Source organism: Arthrobacter sp. T572 (assembly GCF_056780115.1).
This window is the reverse complement of the sequence record NZ_JBRAZQ010000002.1, coordinates 3,929,227-3,946,526: the sequence shown is the minus strand read 5'-3', so window position 1 is coordinate 3,946,526 and position 17,300 is coordinate 3,929,227. Positions and strand designations below refer to the sequence as shown.

At 63.6% G+C, this 17,300-nt stretch carries 17 protein-coding genes; 10 read left to right on the top strand and 7 right to left on the bottom strand.

Annotated elements, in window-relative coordinates; genetic code table 11:
- Positions 1–170: 170 nt before the first annotated feature.
- The 5 genes from cycA to ACUYMZ_RS19415 form a co-directional block, all read right to left on the bottom strand.
- Positions 171–1,631, bottom strand: coding sequence for a D-serine/D-alanine/glycine transporter (cycA, locus tag ACUYMZ_RS19435; protein ID WP_481605399.1), 1,461 nt, complete (start codon positions 1,629–1,631; stop codon positions 171–173).
- A 149-nt stretch (positions 1,632–1,780) separates the two neighbouring features.
- Entirely contained in the window at positions 1,781–2,542 is a 762-nt protein-coding gene (locus tag ACUYMZ_RS19430; RefSeq protein ID WP_481605397.1) for an ABC transporter permease, read from the bottom strand.
- Complete coding sequence (locus ACUYMZ_RS19425; protein ID WP_481605395.1) at positions 2,539–3,312, bottom strand: ABC transporter ATP-binding protein; 774 nt, start codon at positions 3,310–3,312, stop codon at positions 2,539–2,541. Before ACUYMZ_RS19425 ends, ACUYMZ_RS19430 begins: the two co-directional genes overlap by 4 nt.
- Entirely contained in the window at positions 3,309–3,680 is a 372-nt protein-coding gene (locus tag ACUYMZ_RS19420) for a DUF1048 domain-containing protein (protein ID WP_481605393.1), read from the bottom strand. Before ACUYMZ_RS19420 ends, ACUYMZ_RS19425 begins: the two co-directional genes overlap by 4 nt.
- Positions 3,681–3,682: 2 nt before the next feature.
- Positions 3,683–4,012 (bottom strand): PadR family transcriptional regulator, encoded by a 330-nt coding sequence (locus ACUYMZ_RS19415; RefSeq protein ID WP_481605391.1) that lies wholly within the window; start codon positions 4,010–4,012, stop codon positions 3,683–3,685.
- Positions 4,013–4,120: 108 nt separating this feature from the next.
- Here ACUYMZ_RS19415 and ACUYMZ_RS19410 point away from each other — a divergent pair, with 108 nt between their 5' ends.
- A complete protein-coding gene (locus tag ACUYMZ_RS19410; RefSeq protein WP_481605390.1) occupies positions 4,121–4,621 on the top strand; it encodes an N-acetyltransferase family protein in 501 nt (166 codons plus the stop codon).
- Positions 4,622–4,679: 58 nt separating this feature from the next.
- Here the strand turns inward: ACUYMZ_RS19410 and ACUYMZ_RS19405 are convergent, their stop codons facing one another.
- Entirely contained in the window at positions 4,680–5,837 is a 1,158-nt protein-coding gene (locus ACUYMZ_RS19405; protein WP_481601904.1) for an IS30 family transposase, read from the bottom strand.
- Positions 5,838–5,973: 136 nt separating this feature from the next.
- On the opposite strand from ACUYMZ_RS19405, the gene ACUYMZ_RS19400 reads away from it, so the two are divergent.
- Positions 5,974–6,414: a MarR family winged helix-turn-helix transcriptional regulator gene (locus ACUYMZ_RS19400; protein ID WP_426004606.1), complete on the top strand. Its 441-nt coding sequence runs from the start codon at positions 5,974–5,976 to the stop codon at positions 6,412–6,414.
- A 23-nt stretch (positions 6,415–6,437) separates the two neighbouring features.
- The gene (locus ACUYMZ_RS19395) at positions 6,438–7,664 is read left to right on the top strand and encodes an MFS transporter (protein ID WP_481605389.1); all 1,227 of its coding nucleotides are present in this window, start codon (positions 6,438–6,440) and stop codon (positions 7,662–7,664) included.
- Positions 7,665–7,722: 58 nt separating this feature from the next.
- On the opposite strand, the gene ACUYMZ_RS19390 is transcribed toward ACUYMZ_RS19395, so the two are convergent.
- On the bottom strand, positions 7,723–9,192 hold the full coding sequence (locus tag ACUYMZ_RS19390; protein ID WP_481605387.1) for a sugar porter family MFS transporter: 1,470 nt from the start codon (positions 9,190–9,192) through the stop codon (positions 7,723–7,725).
- A gap of 412 nt (positions 9,193–9,604) precedes the next feature.
- Between ACUYMZ_RS19390 and ACUYMZ_RS19385 the strand changes: the two genes are divergently transcribed.
- The 7 genes from ACUYMZ_RS19385 (at position 9,605) to ACUYMZ_RS19355 (ending at position 17,220) form a co-directional block, all read left to right on the top strand.
- Positions 9,605–10,288, top strand: coding sequence for an IclR family transcriptional regulator (locus ACUYMZ_RS19385; RefSeq protein ID WP_481605385.1), 684 nt, complete (start codon positions 9,605–9,607; stop codon positions 10,286–10,288).
- Positions 10,285–11,391: an ABC transporter ATP-binding protein gene (locus ACUYMZ_RS19380; RefSeq protein WP_481605383.1), complete on the top strand. Its 1,107-nt coding sequence runs from the start codon at positions 10,285–10,287 to the stop codon at positions 11,389–11,391. The genes ACUYMZ_RS19385 and ACUYMZ_RS19380 overlap by 4 nt, the downstream gene beginning before the upstream one ends.
- Positions 11,388–12,038: an ABC transporter permease gene (locus tag ACUYMZ_RS19375; RefSeq protein WP_481605381.1), complete on the top strand. Its 651-nt coding sequence runs from the start codon at positions 11,388–11,390 to the stop codon at positions 12,036–12,038. Before ACUYMZ_RS19380 ends, ACUYMZ_RS19375 begins: the two co-directional genes overlap by 4 nt.
- The gene (locus ACUYMZ_RS19370; protein WP_481605379.1) at positions 12,035–12,751 is read left to right on the top strand and encodes an ABC transporter permease; all 717 of its coding nucleotides are present in this window, start codon (positions 12,035–12,037) and stop codon (positions 12,749–12,751) included. Before ACUYMZ_RS19375 ends, ACUYMZ_RS19370 begins: the two co-directional genes overlap by 4 nt.
- Positions 12,752–12,845: 94 nt before the next feature.
- Positions 12,846–13,760 (top strand): ABC transporter substrate-binding protein, encoded by a 915-nt coding sequence (locus tag ACUYMZ_RS19365; protein WP_481605377.1) that lies wholly within the window; start codon positions 12,846–12,848, stop codon positions 13,758–13,760.
- Between the two features lie 28 nt (positions 13,761–13,788).
- The gene (locus ACUYMZ_RS19360) at positions 13,789–15,516 is read left to right on the top strand and encodes a urocanate hydratase (RefSeq protein WP_481605375.1); all 1,728 of its coding nucleotides are present in this window, start codon (positions 13,789–13,791) and stop codon (positions 15,514–15,516) included.
- A 255-nt stretch (positions 15,517–15,771) separates the two neighbouring features.
- A complete protein-coding gene (locus ACUYMZ_RS19355) occupies positions 15,772–17,220 on the top strand; it encodes an aromatic amino acid lyase (protein WP_481605373.1) in 1,449 nt (482 codons plus the stop codon).
- Positions 17,221–17,300: the final 80 nt, after the last annotated feature.

Here is a 17,300-nt window from a genome sequence, read left to right as displayed (position 1 = left end):
CGCCAAACGGGCCGTTAGGTGAGAGAGCGTCGCGCTAAAGGGGCGGTTAGGTGAGAGAGCGTCGCGCCAAAGGGGCGGTTAGGTGAGAGAGCGTTGCGCCAAACGGGCGCAGAAAGCCCGACGCCGGCACTCAAGGTGAGTGCCGGCGTCGGGCTTTCATGGTTGGCGGCTTAGCGCGCTGCCGCGGTCTCGCGCTCGGCCATTGCTTTCCACTCCGCAACGCGGGCCTGGTGCAAGGGGGACTTGCGGACCACGGCGTAGGCCACGCCGAGGACTGCAAACCAGATGGGCGTGACCAGCAGCGCAGTCAGCGTGTCCGGCTGCGTGGTCAGGGCCCACACCAGGAAGGCGAAGAAGGCGAACACCACCCAGACCATCGGGACCCCGCCGGGCATCTTGAAGGGCGACGCCGCATGCTGCTCCGGACGGCGCTTGCGGTACACAAGGTAGCTGGCCAGGATGATCGACCAGACGAACATGAAGCAGACGGCGGACACCGTGGTCACCATGTCGAACGCGGCACCAACGTCTTTGCCCGCGTACAGCAGGACGACGCCGGCCAGCAGCAGGACGCAGGACAGGAACAGGGCGTTCTGGGGTACTTTGCGGCGGGAGAGGCGGCTGAAGACCTTGGGGGCGTCGCCGTCGTTGGCCAGGCCGAACACCATGCGCGAGGTGGAGTAGATGCCCGAGTTGGCGGAGGACATGGCGGACGTGAGGACCACCAGGTTCACGACGGTCGCTGCCATGCCGAGGCCGGCCAGGGAGAACATGGCGATGAACGGGCTGTGGCCGGCCTTGAACTCGGTCCACGGGGTGACGGACATCAGGATGATGAGGGCGCCTACGTAGAAGAGCATGACGCGCAACGGGATGGCGTTGATGGCGCGGGGGAGGTTGTGCTCGGGGTTCTTGGTCTCAGCCGCGGCCGTTCCAACGAGTTCGATGCCAACAAAGGCGAAAACAGCAATCTGGAAGCCGGCTACGAAGCCCATGAATTCCTTGGGGAAGAAGCCGCCGTGGCTCCACAGGTTACTGAAGCTCGCGGTGCCGGCGTTGGACTGGAAGCCGGTGAAGATCATGACCAGGCCCACCACGATCAGCGCCACAATGGCGACGATCTTGATGAGGGCGAACCAGAACTCTGTCTCGCCGAACGCCTTGACCGTGGGGAGGTTCAGGAGCAGGAGGATGAGGATGGTGGCCAGGCCCGGGATCCACAGGGGAATGCCCGGCCAGAGCTCGTTGGCGTAGCCGGCAATGGCGATGACGTCGGCAACGCCCGTGACCACCCAGCAGAACCAGTAGGTCCAACCCGTGAAGAATCCGGCCCAGGGGCCCAGGAGGTCGCCGGCAAAGTCGCTGAATGACTTGTAGTTCAGGTTGGACAGCAGGAGCTGGCCCATGGCGCGCATGACGAAGAACAGCATGAAGCCGATGATCATGTACACGAAGATTACGGAGGGTCCGGCCACGGAGATGGTCTTGCCCGAACCCATGAACAGGCCCGTGCCGATCGCGCCGCCGATGGCCAGGAGCTGGATGTGCCGGTTGCTGAGCGAGCGTGACAGGTGGGGCTCGCTGCCCCTGCTGGAGGCATGGAGCTGCCCCTGTGTTGTCTGGTCAGACATTGATAGAACCCTTCGGAAGGCCCGTCACAAAAGTGACGACCGTTACAAATCTGGTGTCACCAAGCTATAGGGAATGCCCTCCGGTTAGCCAATCGGCCCATATGGCGAAAGCTCCCGCCGGATGGTGGGAGCTTCGCCTGCCGGTTTTCCTACGCTGTCCTCCTCCGGTACACAGCCATGGCTCCGGCGTAGGCAACGACCAAGAGCCCCACGCACCAGGCCAACGCGATCCAGATGTCACCGCCCGCCGGCCGCTGTGCGAGCAGGTCCTGGATGGTGTTCACGATGGACGTGACAGGCTGGTTTTCAGCAAACCATCGCACCGGGCCTGGCATGGTTTCAGTGGGTACGAAAGCCGAGCTGATGAAGGGCAGGAAAATCAGCGGGTAGGAGAACCCGCCGGCTCCGTCCACCGACTTGGCAGAGAGCCCGGCGATGATGGCAAGCCACGTCAAGGCCAGCGTGAAGAGCGCCAGGATTCCAGCCACCGCCAGCCACTCCAGCAGGCCTGCAGAGGTGCGGAATCCCATCAGGAGCGCCACGGCCACAATGACCACCAAGGTCAGCCCGTTTGCTGCCAGGGAGGTGAGCACATGGGCCCACAGGACGGAAGAGCGCGCGATCGGCATCGACTGGAACCGTTCAAAGATGCCGCCCTGCAGGTCGGTGAACAGCCTGACCGCCGTATAGGCGATACCGGATGCGATGGCGATCAACATGATGCCAGGCAGGAGGTAGTTGATGTAGTTGTCCGTGCCGGTACGGATCGCTCCGCCGAACACATAGACGAACAACAGCATCAGGGCGACGGGGGTGATGGCCGTGGTGATGATGGTGTCCGGGCTCCGGAAGATGTGGCGCATGGAGCGGCCGGTCAGGACTGACGTGTCCGCCAGGAAGTGGGTGCTCATGACCTGTCCTTTGCTGGTGCTGTGCTGCCCACCAATGCCAGGAAGATTTCCTCCAGCGTGGGCTGTTTTTCCACATATTCCACGGTGGCCGGCGGCAGGAGTTGTTTCAGTTCCCGGAGCGTGCCGTTGGCAATGATGCGGCCCTCATGCAGGATGGCGATCCTGTCCGCGAGTTGCTCGGCTTCGTCCAGGTACTGCGTGGTGAGCAGGACCGTCGTTCCTTGTCCGGCCAGTTCCTTGACGACCTCCCACACTTCGAGCCGCGCCTCGGGGTCGAGGCCGGTGGTGGGTTCATCCAGGAAGATCACATGGGGATCGCCGATCAGGCTCATGGCGATGTCCAGCCTGCGGCGCATGCCACCGGAGTAGGTGTCTGCCCTGCGGCTGCCCGCTTCCGTGAGGCTGAAGCGGGACAGCAACTGGTCGGCAATTGCTCCGGGGTCCTTTTGGTGCCGGAGCCTGGCCAGAAGCACCAGGTTTTCCCGGCCGGTCAGCATTCCGTCCACGGCGGCGAACTGTCCGGTGAGGCTGATGGCTTCGCGGACCTGCTGCGGTTGGGCCGCCACAGCAAAACCGACGACGGCGGCCGCGCCGGCATCCGCTGTGAGCAGGGTGGAGAGAATCCTGACCATGGTGGTTTTTCCGGCGCCGTTGGAGCCGAGGAGGGCGAAGATGCTGCCCGGCGCCACCTCGAAGTCCACGCCGCGGAGAACCTGGAGGTCCTTGTACGACTTCTCGATCCCCCTCACTGCTATGGCTGGTGCGGTCATGACTCTGCCTCCTTGGTTTTTGCGTGGTCCACGGCTTCGATCAGGCGTGTGCGTTCCTTGTCGATCCAGCGCTTTCCGCCGTAGGCCTGGGCGAAAGTTTCGGCGAACCCGACCGGGTCGTCACCCACGATCCCGCTGACCGGCGTGCCGTCAACGGCTGCGCGTTCCCACAGGTCTGCGAGGTCCATGAACATCTGTACGATCGTGTCGCCTTCGGTAACCCCGCCGTAGTACGTGAGGTACCGGTTGTAGGCGTTGGCGACTGACCGGTAGGGCTCGGGGAGTGCGTCGAGCCGGGCCTTGGCCTGCTTGTACTGCTTCTTCTGTTCGAGTGATCCGGTGACCAGTTCGATCCATTTGGCTGCCATGGTTATTTCCCTTCTTTGCGGAGCTGTTCCAGCCGTTCGGACAGGAAGCTCCAGGTGTTCCAGAATTCGTCCAGTTCCTTTTTGCCTTGGGTGTTGAGCGTGTACACCTTGCGGGGCGGTCCCTTTTCGGAGGGGCGCTTTTCCACGTCCACCAGGCCCTTTTGCTCGATCCTGACCAGCAGGGCGTACACCGTGCCTTCGGCGATCTCGGTGAAACCCTGTGCCCGGAGCAGCGTGGTGATTTCGTAGCCGTAAGCCGGGTTTCCCGTGAGGAGGGCCAGTACGATGCCCTCCAGCGTCCCCTTGAGCATTTCGGTCATTTGCTTGCCCATCCAGGACACCTCCTTTAGTACTCAGTATTGCTAGCTACCACTACATAGTAGAACTAGGTACCGGTACTTAGCAATACTTACTTGCGCGGAAAATGCGATGCTTTGGTGATGACCGCCAAACCTGCCGTGCCCCCTCTGCTGACTGCCGCCGTCGAACCTGGAACCTTTAACCTGAGGCGTGCGGCAAGAGCGGATCTGCCGCAGATTCTTCAATTACTCGCCGATGATCAACTGGGCGCGGGGCGGGAAAGTGCCGACGAGTTGGCGCCCTACGAGGCGGCGTTTGATGCGATCGACGCCGATCCGGCCCACCTTCTGGTGGTGGGTGAGTTGGGTGGCGAGGTAGTGGCGACGTGCCAGCTCAGCTTCATCCCCGGCCTCTCCCGAAAGGGTTCCTGGCGCGCCCAGATTGAGGCTGTCCGTGTGTCCAGTGGGCTGCGCGGACATGGTGCAGGTGCGCTGATGATCCAGTGGGCCATTGACCAGGCGCGTGAACGTGGCTGCGCGCTGGTCCAGCTCACCACGGACAAGTCCCGCGTGGGTGCCCATCGTTTCTACGAACGCCTTGGGTTCGTCGCCAGCCACGAGGGCATGAAGCTCACCCTCTAGCCCTCCGTACCCAACTGGGTCGCACTTGTGCGCGTTTTGAGCCGGCGGTTTCTAGCGGTTATCGCAACAGGAAGGTTCTGATCATCTCATTTGGGGTGCAGAAGTCGAATCGTTGGCGGGGTCTGTCGTTGAGTTCGTGGGCGACGTAGTCGAGGTCGGTTTGGCTGTAGATGCTTAGGTCTGCACCTTTGGGGAAGTACTGGCGCAGGAGCCCGTTGGTGTTCTCGTTCGAGCCGCGTTGCCAAGGTGAGTGGGGATCGCAGAAGTAGATGTCGATGTCGGCTGCGATCTTCACTTCCTTGTGCCTGTGCATTTCAGTGCCTTGGTCCCAGGTCAGTGAAAGCCTCAGTTCGTCGGGAAGGGCGCCCATTTTGCGGATCAGCCCATCCCGGACGGCCTCGGCACGGTTCTGATCTGTGGGGATATGGACGAGCATCACGAACCCGGTGGTGCGCTCCACAACGGTGCCGATGGCGGTTTTTCCGTCCTTGCCGACGATCAGGTCCCCTTCCCAATGCCCTGGCACGGCACGGTCTTCGACTTCGGCGGGGCGGTCGGCGATCATGACCATGCCTGGGATTCTGCCGCGGCGTTCGTCGGGGCGGCGTTGGGGTTTGCGCAGGGTCCGGCCGGTGCGCAGGTTCTTGACCAGTTCCCGCTTCAGTCCGCCCCGGGACTCGAGATAGAGGGACTGGTAGATGGTCTCGTGTGACACCCACATCTCCGGGTTGTTCGGGTGGTCCTTGCGGAGTCTGCCGGCGATCTGGACCGGTGAGCCTTTCTTTTCCAGTCGCTTTTCGACTTCCAGGCGCAAAGGTTTGTTGCTGTTGAGCTTAGCGGTCTTGGGCCTGGCTGCCCGGGCATGGGCGCGGGCATGGGCAGTAGTGGCCCGGTAGTAGTAGACCTCATCAGCGTTACGACGTAGTTCCCGAGATATCGTCGAGGGCGACCGGCCCAACCGCTTGGCGATCTCACGGATGGATTCCTTGCCCCTGAGCAAAGCGATCTGCTCGCGTTCATCAAAGGACAGCGAACGCCCGGTAAGGGTCCGACCCCTGCGGGGCCGGACCCCTCCCGAGGACCTCAGTTCACGCCGAACGGTCGTGATGGACCAGCCAACGGACTCTCCCGCTTCCTCAAAACGGGAGCCTTCCGCTACCTGCTGCCAGAACGACTGAACAACCTCAGCAACCAAACGACTTGAGAACTTCACCATGGCAATCGACACCCTTCAATAATCAGGCGTTGCGATCACCGCATGATTCGAAGCCGGCATAACGCGCACAACTGCGACCTACTTGGGTTCCGTTCAGATTGACTATTAGGTGTCCTAACTATTAGGGTACCTAAATATGAGCGAAGACCATGACAGCCTCCTCGACCTCGCCCAGGAATTCCGTGAATCCCTCCGCCTTGGCGTTTACATGTTCCGCCGATTGGACCCGGAAGGTGAACTCACCGCCGCCCAGCTCAGTCTGCTGTCCATGATTTCCGACGGCGGGCTCCGCGTCGGTGACATCGCGCGGAACCTGGGGATCAAGGTGCCAAGCGCCACAGAGCAGATCATCAAGCTCGAACGCGCGGGCCTTGTCCGTCGCCAGGCCGACCCCGACGATTCCCGCGCCGTCCAGGTGGCTGTCACACAGGCGGGGGTGGCCGCCGTCGAATCCGCCAACCTGCGCCGGAACTCCATGGTGGCAGCCCTTCTCCAGGAGCTCAGCCGGGAGGAAAGAGAGCACCTGGCTGCTGCCCTGCCCGTCATCACCAAGCTCAACAACGCCTTCCAGAACTGAACCGCACCGTAAGGAGCCATTGAATGTCACGCCAGCTGGCTGACGCTTCAGCAAGCGCCGAAACAACACTCGAAGCCGAAAAAACCTCACTGCTCAAGCAACCCAAGGCTGTGTGGGCAACGGCCCTGGCCGCCGTCTTCGCTTTCATGGGAATCGGGCTGGTGGACCCCATCCTCCCCGCGATTGCCAAGAATCTGGAAGCCTCCACCAGCGAAGTGTCCCTGCTCTTCACCAGCTACTTCCTGGTGACCGCGGTGGCGATGCTGATCAGCGGATTCGTGTCTTCGCGCATTGGTGGCAAGCGGACCCTGCTGATCGGGCTTGCCGTCATTGTGGTGTTTGCATCCCTGTCCGGCCTGTCCGGAAGCGTTGAACAACTGGTGGGCTTCCGTGCAGGCTGGGGTCTGGGCAACGCCTTGTTCGTGGCCACGGCGCTGGCGGTGATCGTTGGCGTGGCCACCGGAGGAACCGGAACCGCGATCATCCTCTATGAAGCCGCCCTTGGCCTGGGTATCTCACTGGGGCCGCTCCTGGGCGCGTTGCTGGGTGGTTGGCAGTGGCGAGCACCGTTCTTCGGCACCGCGGTGCTCATGGCTGCGGCATTCCTGGCGCTGTTGGCCCTCCTGCCCAAGACCCCGGCGCCGGCAAAGAAATCGCGGTTCCGGGATCCCCTGCTCGCCCTGGGGCACCGGGGCCTGAGCACCACCGCCGCCAGCGCGCTCTTCTACAACTACGGCTTCTTCACCATCCTCGCCTTCACCCCGTTCATCCTGGGCATGGACGCCTACGGGATCGGGGAAGTGTTCTTCGGCTGGGGTGTTGCGGTGGCTGTGTTCTCGGTCTTCGTGGCACCGGTCCTGCAGAACCGCTTCGGTGCCGTAAAGGTCCTGGGCGGCACGCTCTTTTTGCTCCTGCTCGACTTGGTCGGGCTGGGACTGGCGGCCGGGCACGCGGTGATTGCCGTCGTCGTGCTTGTCATCGTGGCGGGGGCGCTGCTGGGAGTCAACAACACGATCTATACCGAGCTGGCCATGGGTGTTTCAGACTCGCCGCGGCCGGTGGCGTCGGCCGGCTACAACTTTGTCCGTTGGATGGGCGGTGCGCTTGCGCCGTTCGCCGCGGCCCAGCTCGGTGAGCACTTTGGCCCGCAGGTTCCGTTCTTTGCCGGGGCTATGGCCATGGCGGTGGCGATCCTGGTGGTGTTCGGTGGGCGCAAGTACCTGACGTCGCACGAGCCCCACCTCGTATAACCCCAACTGGGTAGCAGAAGAGCGCGTTATGAGCAGTCATAACGCGCTCTTCTGCTACTTACTTGGGTTCGTTGCCCACGGGCAGCGGCGACACCGGTGCGCCCTTGGGAACGAACAGCGTTTCCGCCTGCTCCAGGGACATGCCGTTGGTTTCGGGCACCTTGAACATCACAAAGAAGAACGACGCCGCAGCGAACGTCGCGTACATGGCGTACGTCAGCGGCAGCGAACCTGCCGCCATGATGGGGAAGCTGAGCGTGATGGCAAAGTTGGCGATCCACTGGGCCGCCGCTGCCAGCCCCAAAGCGCGGGCACGGATGCGGGAGGGGAAAATCTCGCCCAGCAAGACCCACACCAGCGGCCCCCAGGACGCACCGAAGCTGATCACGAAGACGTTGGCGGCGATCAAAGCCACAGGTCCCCAACCGCCGGGAAGGGTGATGTCGGTCCCGGTGCCCGTTGCGGACGAGAACGCCACGGCCATGACGCCCAGCGAAACGGCCATGCCGATGGAGCCTGTCAGCAGGATCGGCCGCCGGCCTACCCGGTCCACCAGCGCGATGGCCACCAGTGTCACCAGGATGTTGGTGACCGAGGTAGCAACGGAGATCGTCAGGGAGTCCTTTTCCTGGAAGCCCACGGCCTTCCACAGCGTGGTGGAGTAGTAGAAGATCACGTTGATGCCCACGAACTGCTGAAGCACGGACAGGATGATGCCGATCCACACCACGGCCTGCAGCCCGAAGGTGTTGCCACGCAGGGAGCCCTTTTTGCTGGAGAGCTGGTCCTGCTGGATGGATTCGCGGATGTCCCGGATGTGCCGCTCGGTGTCGTCCACCGGGATGATCGTGTGGAAGATTTTCCGGGCCTGGTCTTCCTTGCCGTTGAGCACCAGGAAATGCGGGGATTCGGGGAGGCGGAAAGCGATCCAGCCGTAGACGGCCGCGGGAACTGCGCAGGCGATGAACATCCAGCGCCACGCCTCAATGCCCAGCCAGAGTGTGTTGGCGGCGCCGCCGGCCGAGTTGGCCAGGACGGCGTCGGACAGGAGTGCCGCGAAGATGCCGGTGGTGATTGCCAGCTGCTGCAGCGATGCCAGCCGCCCGCGGACGTGGCGCGGGGAGATCTCGGAGATGTAGGCCGGCGCGATCACGGAGGCGAGCCCGATGCCGAGTCCTCCCACCAGGCGCCAGAAGACGAGGTCCCAGACGCCGAAGGCGAGTCCCGTGCCCACGGCGCTCACCAGGAACAGCAGCGCCCCGATCTTCATGGCGGGAATGCGCCCGTAGCGATCGGCCACCTTGCCGGCGAAATAGGCACCCAGCGCACACCCCAACAGGGCAACGGCCACGGCGAAGCCGGTGATGGCCTCACTCATCATGAACTCGTCCTTCATGGCATCCACGGCGCCGTTGACCACGGACGAATCGAACCCGAACAGGAACCCGCCCACAGCTCCAGCGACGGCCAGGCCGATGACTTTCCGGGAAACTGGCGGCGCGCCTTCTTTGGTGCTGGGACTGGACATGGGTCTCCCTTGGGGCAGGTGGTGTGGGATCGCGGTGCGGGACGTCGTCGGCTGTCCGACGGGGACGCCGGTGCACTCGCGCTACACAGTGTGGCATGTCATATCAGCCAAGTTCCAGTCACAGTGATGGACATGACATGCATTTACCTTATGAACGCATGAACCTCTCGGTGAAGGCTGAAAGTCCGCTGGGAGGAGGCAATGAGGCGCAAATGGTGCCTGACCGGGGCTCTTGACTCAACTTTATGAACGCAAAGCACGACGGCGGCAGGTGCCGTCCGTAGCGAGGCCGGGCGTCCGCCGTCGTCATGTTGAGGCGGGAAGAAAAACAACCATTGCCATTTGATGAAACTTGGTTTTTACTGAATGGCAAGCAAGTTGTGATGCGAACCACGTGTGAAGAAGGTGTGTTGTGGCGGATTCCTCCACCCGGACAGTTGAGAGGGCCCTGGCTCTCCTGGGGGCAGTGTGTTCGGAGGGAGCCATCGCCTTGAGCGACGCCGCACGCGTGGCCGACCTCTCGCCCAGCACGGCGCTTCGGCTCCTGCGCACGCTCGAAAACAGCGGATTCGTCTCGCGGGACGACGGCGGAAACTTCCGCCCGGGGGGCAGCATCATCCAGCTTGGTGCGCTGGCGCTCGGCAAGGAATCGCTGGTGGCCTTGTGCACGCCGGCCATGAAGCGGCTCGTCGCGGAAACAGGCGAGTCCTGCTACCTGAGCATTCCGGGCGTGGGGGACACGGGAATCTACATCGCGATCGTCGAAGGGACCCACTCCATCCGCCACTCCAGCTGGGTCGGACGGAGCATACCCCTCGAAGGAACGGCGTCCGGCCAGGTCCTCAAGGGCGAACAGCCCGCGCGGGGATTCGGCGTGGTCCGCAGCGGCGTGGAGGACGATGTCACGGCCATCGCGGCTCCGGTCATCATGGGCGGACGCACGGTGGCTTCCCTGAGCATCGTGGCCCCGAGCTACCGCGTGGATGAACTGAAGGCGCTCAAGATCGGCCAGCAGCTGGTGGACGAAGCCGCGAACATCCTCACCCTGAACAACGAAAACCATGAGCTACCCCAGGAAAGCATGGAAGCAAAATGATCAAGTTCGACAACGTCACCAAGGCCTACCCGGACGGCACTGTCGCCGTCGATGGCCTCAACCTGGAGGCGCCCACCGGAAAACTGACCATCCTGGTCGGACCTTCCGGTTGCGGCAAAACGACATCGCTGCGGATGATCAACCGCCTCATCGAGCCCACCAGCGGCACCATTTATCTTGACGACGAGCCCACGTCCGGCATGGACGCCGCACTCCTTCGCCGCAGGATCGGCTACGTCATCCAGCACGCCGGACTTTTCCCGCACAAGACCATCGTGGACAACGTGGCCACCATGCCGGTGCTGCTCGGTGAAAGCCGCCAGAAAGCCCGGAGCAAGGCGCTTGAGCTGATTGAGCGCGTGGGACTGCCGGCCAGCTTTGCCAAGCGCTACCCCTGGCAGCTCTCGGGCGGCCAGCAGCAGCGCGTGGGTGTTGCCCGCGCCCTGGCCTCGGACCCCGCGTTCATGCTGATGGACGAGCCCTTCAGCGCCGTTGACCCTGTGGTCCGCGGCCAGCTGCAGGACGAGTTCCTCCGTCTCCAGCGCGAAATCGGCAAGACCATCATCATGGTCACCCACGACATCGACGAGGCCCTTAAGCTCGGTGACCAGGTTGCCGTGATGCGCGTGGGCGGCAAGCTTGCGCAGATGGCATCGCCGTCCGAACTGCTCACCTCGCCGGCCGACGAGTTCGTGGCGGATTTCGTGGGCCGCGACCGCGGCTACCGTTCACTCGGCTTCACCAAGACGGCCGGAGCCGTGGCCATCGGCGAGGAAGCGGTGGTGCAGCTGGGGGCGTCGGCGGACGAAGCCCGCGCCAAGGCGTCCGGCGCCTGGGTCCTGGTGGTCGACGGCGAACGCAAGCCCCTCGGTTGGGTCCAGCCTGAGCTGCTCAGCGTCGAGGTGAAGCGCGGGGACCTGAACCTGAGCGGCATTCCTGCCGCGGTTTCGGGAACCATGCGGCAACTGCTCGACGCGGCCCTGTCCTCACCGAGCCGCCGCGGCGTGGTGGTCAACGATCATGGTGAGCTGCTCGGCACCGTCACAGCAACGGATGTCGTCAAAGCCATCGAGGCCGAGCCCCACCTGGAGACGGCACGATGAACTTTGAATGGCTGGGCCGCCAGTTCGACAACATCGTCTTCCTGCTTGGCTGGCACGTACTGCTGGCCGTCATTCCCCTGGCCCTGGGTCTGCTCATCGCCCTTCCCCTGGGCTGGTGGGCGCATCGCAGCCGCCGGATCTATCCCTTGTTGGTTGGTGTTGCGGGGCTGCTGTACACGGTGCCCTCCCTGGCCCTGTTCGTCCTGCTTCCGCTGGTCCTTGGTACCAAGATCCTGGACCCGCTGAACATCATTGCCGCCTTGACCATCTACACCGTCGCCCTCCTGGTGCGGGTGGTTGCCGATGCTCTTGAATCCGTTCCCGAGGATACGGTCCAGGCGGCGAAGGCCATGGGTTACCGCGGATACCAGAGCCTGCTCAAAGTGGAACTGCCTGTGGGCGTGCCCGTGATCTGCGCCGGGCTCAGGGTGGCTGCCGTCTCCAATGTCAGCCTCGTTTCCGTAGCCGCGCTGCTGGGCATCCCGCAGCTGGGTTCACTCTTCACGCAAGGGTTCCAGCTCCGCTTCTTCACTCCGATCATCGCCGGAATCGTCCTGTGCGTTGTCCTGGCCATGGTGCTCGACGGGCTGATCATCCTTCTCAACCGGTGGCTGACACCGTGGACCCCCAAGGTGGTGGCATCGTGAACTATCTGTTCGACCCCGCGCACTGGACCGGTGCGGACGGCATCCCCAACCTGATCGGCGAGCACCTTCTCTACTCGCTCATTGCCCTGGCCATCGCTGCCGTGATTGCCATCCCGCTGGGAATCTACATCGGCGTGACCGGCAAGGGAGTGTTCATGATCGCCGGCCTGGCCAACGCCCTCCGCGCCTTGCCCAGCGTGGGCCTGCTGATCCTCCTGGTGTTGCTGATCTCCCCGTCATTTCCCTCGCGGATGGGCTACATCCTGCCGAGCCTCATCGTCCTGATCCTCCTGGCAGTTCCGCCCATCCTGACCAACACCTACGCCGGCGTTCGCGCGGTGGACGCTGCCGCCGTCGACGCCGCCAAAGGCATGGGTTTCCGCCCCTTGAAGATCCTCACGGATGTCCAGCTGCCGTGCTCACTTCCGCTGGTTTTGTCCGGTATCCGCAGCGCGCTTCTGCAGATCATTTCGACGGCGACCATCGCCGCGTACATATCGCTCGGCGGCCTGGGCCGCCTCCTGATCGACGGCAAGGCGCAGAACGATTACGGCCAAATGGTGGCCGGAGCCGTGCTGGTGGCGCTGCTGGCCCTGTTCTTCGACCAATTGCTTGCGTTCATCACCCGTCGGGTCGTCTCACCAGGACTGACGCGGCGGACCATCAAGACGGCTGTCCCAGCCGAACCCGTGAAGACCCCCGTCGCGGCATAACCCCGGCGCCACCCCAACGGCGCACCCGATTCACCTCCATCCACCCCACCCTGGCCGCCGCATGCCCTGCGGCGCCCCCTTCAGGAGAGTTGACATGAAGAAGTACCTGACCGGTTTCACCCTGGCTGCCGTGGCGGCTCTGACCCTGAGCGCCTGCGGCGGTGGGGATCCTCTGAGTTCGTCCAACACTGCCGCTGCCGGAGCCTCCGGAGACAGCATCATTGTGGGCTCCGCCGACTTCCCGGAAAGCCAACTGATCGCCAAGATCTACGCCGAGGCCCTCAAAGCCAAGGGCGTCGACGTCACGGAGAAGCCGAGTATCGGCAGCCGCGAAGTCACCATTCCCGCGCTCAAGGACGGGTCCATCGACCTCATGCCCGAATATGGCGGCGCGCTGCTGCAATACCTTGATTCGGCTACAAAGGCCGTTTCCTCCGAGGACGTCATCAAGGAATTGGCCACCAAGATCCCGTCCGGCCTGACAGTCCTCACGGCCTCCGAGGCCGAGGACAAGGATGTCCTCACTGTCAAAAAGGAAACCGCCGAACAGTACAAGCTGAAGACCATCGAGGACCTTCAGCCCGTCGCCAAGGAACTCGTCCTGGGTGGTCCGCCGGAGTGGAAGACCCGTCTCAACGGCGTGGCTGGCCTCAAGTCCGTTTACGGCCTTGAGTTCAAGGAATTTTCAGCGCTCGACGCCGGTGGGCCGCTCACGCTGAATGCCCTCCTTTCCGGCCAGGTACAGGTAGCAGACCTCTTCAGCACCGACCCTGCGCTGGCCGAGAACAACCTGGTGGCGCTGGAGGACAACAAGAACCTGTTCCTCTCGGAGAACATCGTCCCCGTCATCAACCAGAAGAAGTCCACGGACACCGTCAAGCAAACCCTGGACAAGGTGTCGGCTGCCTTGACCACCGAAGACCTGATCACCATGAACGGACGGGTGGCCAAGTTCGAGGACATTGGCGAAATTGCCAAGCAATGGCTGAAGAGCAAGAACCTGGGCTAGTCGCCGGTTCGTGTTGAGGGAGTAAAGAATGAGTGCTGATTTCACTACTGGAGCCCGTCCGGTCAAAGCTGCCCGTGGTACGGAGCTCACTGCCAAGTCGTGGCAGACCGAGGCGCCGCTGCGCATGTTGATGAACAATCTTGATCCGGAGGTTGCCGAGCGTCCGGATGACCTGGTGGTTTACGGGGGTACGGGCCGGGCGGTGCGTTCGTGGGCTGCGTTTGATGCGATCACCCGGACGCTGGAAACCATGGAAAAGGACGAGACCCTGCTGGTGCAGTCGGGTAAGCCGGTGGGTGTGTTCCGTACGAATGAGTGGGCTCCGCGGGTGTTGTTGGCGAACTCGAACCTGGTGGGGGACTGGGCGACGTGGCCTGAGTTCCGCCGCCTCGAGGCCGAGGGCCTCACGATGTATGGGCAGATGACCGCCGGGTCGTGGATCTACATTGGCACCCAGGGCATCCTGCAGGGCACGTACGAGACCTTCGCCGCGGTCGGGAACAAGCTGGCTGAAGAGGGCCGGCACCCGGCTCCTGCCGCCGAGGGCTCGTCGGAGGGCCCGTTGGCGGGGACGCTGACCCTGACGGGTGGGTGTGGTGGCATGGGCGGGGCCCAGCCGCTCGCGGTGACGTTGAACGACGGTGCGTGCCTGATTGTTGATGTCGATGAGACGCGTCTGCGCCGCCGTGCGGGGAAGCGGTACCTGGACGAGGTCGAAACGGACCTGGACACCGCGATCGCGAAGGTCAACAAGGCCAAGGCTGAGCGTCGCGGCTGGTCCGTGGGGTATGTGGGTAACGCCGCGGAGGTGTTCCCGGAACTGCTTCGCAGGCATAAGGCGGGCGAGTTGACCATTGATGTGGTCACGGACCAGACCTCCGCGCATGATCCGCTGTCGTACCTGCCGGAGGGCATCACGGTTCAGGAGTGGCACACCGAAGCCGGAGCTGATCCGGAAGGGTTCACGAAGAAGGCCCAGGCTTCCATGGCAAGGCACGTACAGGCGATGGTGGAGTTCCAGGACGCCGGGGCTGAGGTGTTCGATTACGGCAACTCCATCCGCGACGAGGCCCGCAAGGGCGGCTACACCCGCGCGTTCGAGTTCCCCGGGTTCGTCCCGGCCTATATCCGTCCGCTGTTCTGCGAGGGCCTGGGCCCGTTCCGCTGGGTCGCGCTCTCCGGCGATCCGGAGGACATCCGCGTCACCGATGAGGCCATCAAGGAACTGTTCCCCGAGAACAAGCACCTGCACAAGTGGATCGACGCCGCCGCGGAGCGGGTCGAGTTCGAAGGCCTTCCGGCCCGGATTTGCTGGCTCGGCTACGGTGAACGCCACCAGGCCGGGCTGTTGTTCAACAAGCTCGTGGCCGAAGGCAAGGTCAAGGCCCCGATCGTGATCGGCCGCGACCACCTGGACTCCGGGTCCGTGTCGTCCCCGTACCGGGAGACCGAGGCCATGAAGGACGGCTCGGACGCGATCGCTGACTGGCCGCTGCTGAACGCCCTCACCGCCGCCTCCTCCGGTGCCACCTGGGTTTCCATCCACCACGGCGGTGGCGTGGGAATCGGCCGCTCCATCCACACCGGCCAGGTCTCCGTCGCTGACGGCACCGAACTCGCCGCGGCGAAACTGACCGCACTCCTGACCAACGACCCCGGCATGGGCGTCATCCGCCACGCCGACGCCGGCTACGAACGCGCCATCGACGTCGCCCACGAACGCGGCGTCCGCATCCCCATGAACGAAGGCAAGTAAATGTCGGTGACTGCCAGTCCGCGAACACTACGGGCCAATGGTTCGGAGGCCCGGGAGGTCGGGGCTGGATCAACCGTCCAAGCTTGCACGCGACAACAGGAGCCGGCCCGGACCATTCCCGCCGAGGTCTGGAACCCTGTCCGGTTCGCTCCCGAAACGGACTAGCTGAACGTTGTGGTTGCCATGCAGCTCATGGCAACCACAACTGCCGGCAAGCCCGGTGAAGCACCTCAATAACGATGAAAGGACCGGTCCATGATCGAGATCGACGGCAGGAACCTTGCCCTTGCGGACATCGTGGCTGTGGCAGATGGCGCGCCCGTCAGCCTGGCAGCGGAGGCCCTTGCCCGTATGGCTTCTTCGCAGGAGTCGGCTGTTGCCACGGCCGCCCGCCGTCCGGTCTACGGCCGATCGACGGGGGTTGGTGCAAACAAAACGGTGACCTTGGCCGAAGCGAATGGCGGCGACACCCATGGCCTGAATCTGTTGCGGAGCCACGCCGTGGATGCGGGAGAACCATTGGACCGGCGAACCGTACGTGCCATGATGGCGGTTCGATTGTCCCAGCTGGCTGCGGGTGGCTCAGGAATCAGCCCGGTGATAGCGGAGGCACTTGCTGGGATGATCAACGCGGACGTCGTGCCGGAGGTGAGGGAGTTCGGCGGCATCGGCACGGCTGACCTGCCTGCCCTTGCAGGAACAGCCCTCACCATGTTGGGTGAGCGCAGGCCGTTGGGCGGCGGAAATATGCCAGTCGAGCTGGAGGTCTGGCCTACCTCGGACGCCCTTCCATTCATCAGTTCCAGTGCCCTGACCATTGCCCAGGCGGTCTTGGCCCACCAAGAGCTGTCGCGTTTGGTGGAGAACGCCACGGTGGTGGCGGGCTTGTCCTTCATCGCGATGGCTGGAAACCCGGAGGCTTTGAGCCCTGCGGTGGCGGCGGCTGCCGACAGCCCGGCAACCACGACGGCGGCTCACACCTTGCGCGCGCTGGTGGAGGGAAGTGGTCGCCCTGCCAGAATCCAGGATCCTTACTGCCTGCGGACCCTGCCGCAGATCTTCGGCTCGCAGACCGAGGAGCTCGATGCGCTCGGCACGTTGCTGCGGTGGCTGGCGGTGGCCGCCAACGAGAATCCCTTGGTCCACGGGTCTCCGGCCGGAAGCACCAACGATGTGGCGCACCACGGCCTGTTCCAAATGACCAATCTGGCCAAGCGGCTCGACGCGGTGAACCTCGCTGTTGGTACCGCGTGCGCGACGCATCTGCGAAGGATCGACCTCCTTTGCGACCCTGACTACACCGGGCAGCATCCGTTCCTTGCCGAGGACGGTTCAGGTCAATCGGGTGTCATGATGCTCGAATACGTGGCCGCTGCTGCTGTTGGCCGGATCCGGGCCAACGCTCAACCAGCGAGCCTCCAGACAGTGGTCCTGTCGCTTGGGGCGGAGGAAGACGCCAGCTTCGCCAGCCTGGCCGCGGCGCAGCTCAGGTCCACTTCAGCCGCGTTGGCGACCGTGACCGCCGTCGAGCTTGTGTGCGCGGTCCGTGCCCTGCGCCTGCAAGGCAGGCGCGCTGACGAGTTCTCGAGCGCCACCCTGCGGAACCTGCTGGTGGCGGGTCTCGACATGCCGGCAGGGCTCCATGACCGGGATCTGCGCGGCGACCTGGAACAGGCAACACAGTTGGTCAAGCAAAAATACTGAAACACCGGAGGCTGTGCCAGAACTCCGGGGCTGCAGGGAATGAGGCTGCAGGGAATGAAAGTACGGCGGCAGTCCATGGA

Excerpts from the sequence above, each read along its gene's own strand:
- cycA (WP_481605399.1), bottom strand. The coding sequence starts at position 1,631 with ATGTCTGACCAGACAACACAGGGGCAGCTCCATGCCTCCAGCAGGGGC.
- ACUYMZ_RS19430 (WP_481605397.1), bottom strand. The coding sequence starts at position 2,542 with ATGAGCACCCACTTCCTGGCGGACACGTCAGTCCTGACCGGCCGCTCC.
- ACUYMZ_RS19425 (WP_481605395.1), bottom strand. The coding sequence starts at position 3,312 with ATGACCGCACCAGCCATAGCAGTGAGGGGGATCGAGAAGTCGTACAAG.
- ACUYMZ_RS19420 (WP_481605393.1), bottom strand. The coding sequence starts at position 3,680 with ATGGCAGCCAAATGGATCGAACTGGTCACCGGATCACTCGAACAGAAG.
- ACUYMZ_RS19415 (WP_481605391.1), bottom strand. The coding sequence starts at position 4,012 with ATGGGCAAGCAAATGACCGAAATGCTCAAGGGGACGCTGGAGGGCATC.
- ACUYMZ_RS19410 (WP_481605390.1), top strand. The coding sequence starts at position 4,121 with ATGACCGCCAAACCTGCCGTGCCCCCTCTGCTGACTGCCGCCGTCGAA.
- ACUYMZ_RS19405 (WP_481601904.1), bottom strand. The coding sequence starts at position 5,837 with ATGGTGAAGTTCTCAAGTCGTTTGGTTGCTGAGGTTGTTCAGTCGTTC.
- ACUYMZ_RS19400 (WP_426004606.1), top strand. The coding sequence starts at position 5,974 with ATGAGCGAAGACCATGACAGCCTCCTCGACCTCGCCCAGGAATTCCGT.
- ACUYMZ_RS19395 (WP_481605389.1), top strand. The coding sequence starts at position 6,438 with ATGTCACGCCAGCTGGCTGACGCTTCAGCAAGCGCCGAAACAACACTC.
- ACUYMZ_RS19390 (WP_481605387.1), bottom strand. The coding sequence starts at position 9,192 with ATGTCCAGTCCCAGCACCAAAGAAGGCGCGCCGCCAGTTTCCCGGAAA.
- ACUYMZ_RS19380 (WP_481605383.1), top strand. The coding sequence starts at position 10,285 with ATGATCAAGTTCGACAACGTCACCAAGGCCTACCCGGACGGCACTGTC.
- ACUYMZ_RS19375 (WP_481605381.1), top strand. The coding sequence starts at position 11,388 with ATGAACTTTGAATGGCTGGGCCGCCAGTTCGACAACATCGTCTTCCTG.
- ACUYMZ_RS19365 (WP_481605377.1), top strand. The coding sequence starts at position 12,846 with ATGAAGAAGTACCTGACCGGTTTCACCCTGGCTGCCGTGGCGGCTCTG.
- ACUYMZ_RS19360 (WP_481605375.1), top strand. The coding sequence starts at position 13,789 with ATGAGTGCTGATTTCACTACTGGAGCCCGTCCGGTCAAAGCTGCCCGT.
- ACUYMZ_RS19355 (WP_481605373.1), top strand. The coding sequence starts at position 15,772 with ATGATCGAGATCGACGGCAGGAACCTTGCCCTTGCGGACATCGTGGCT.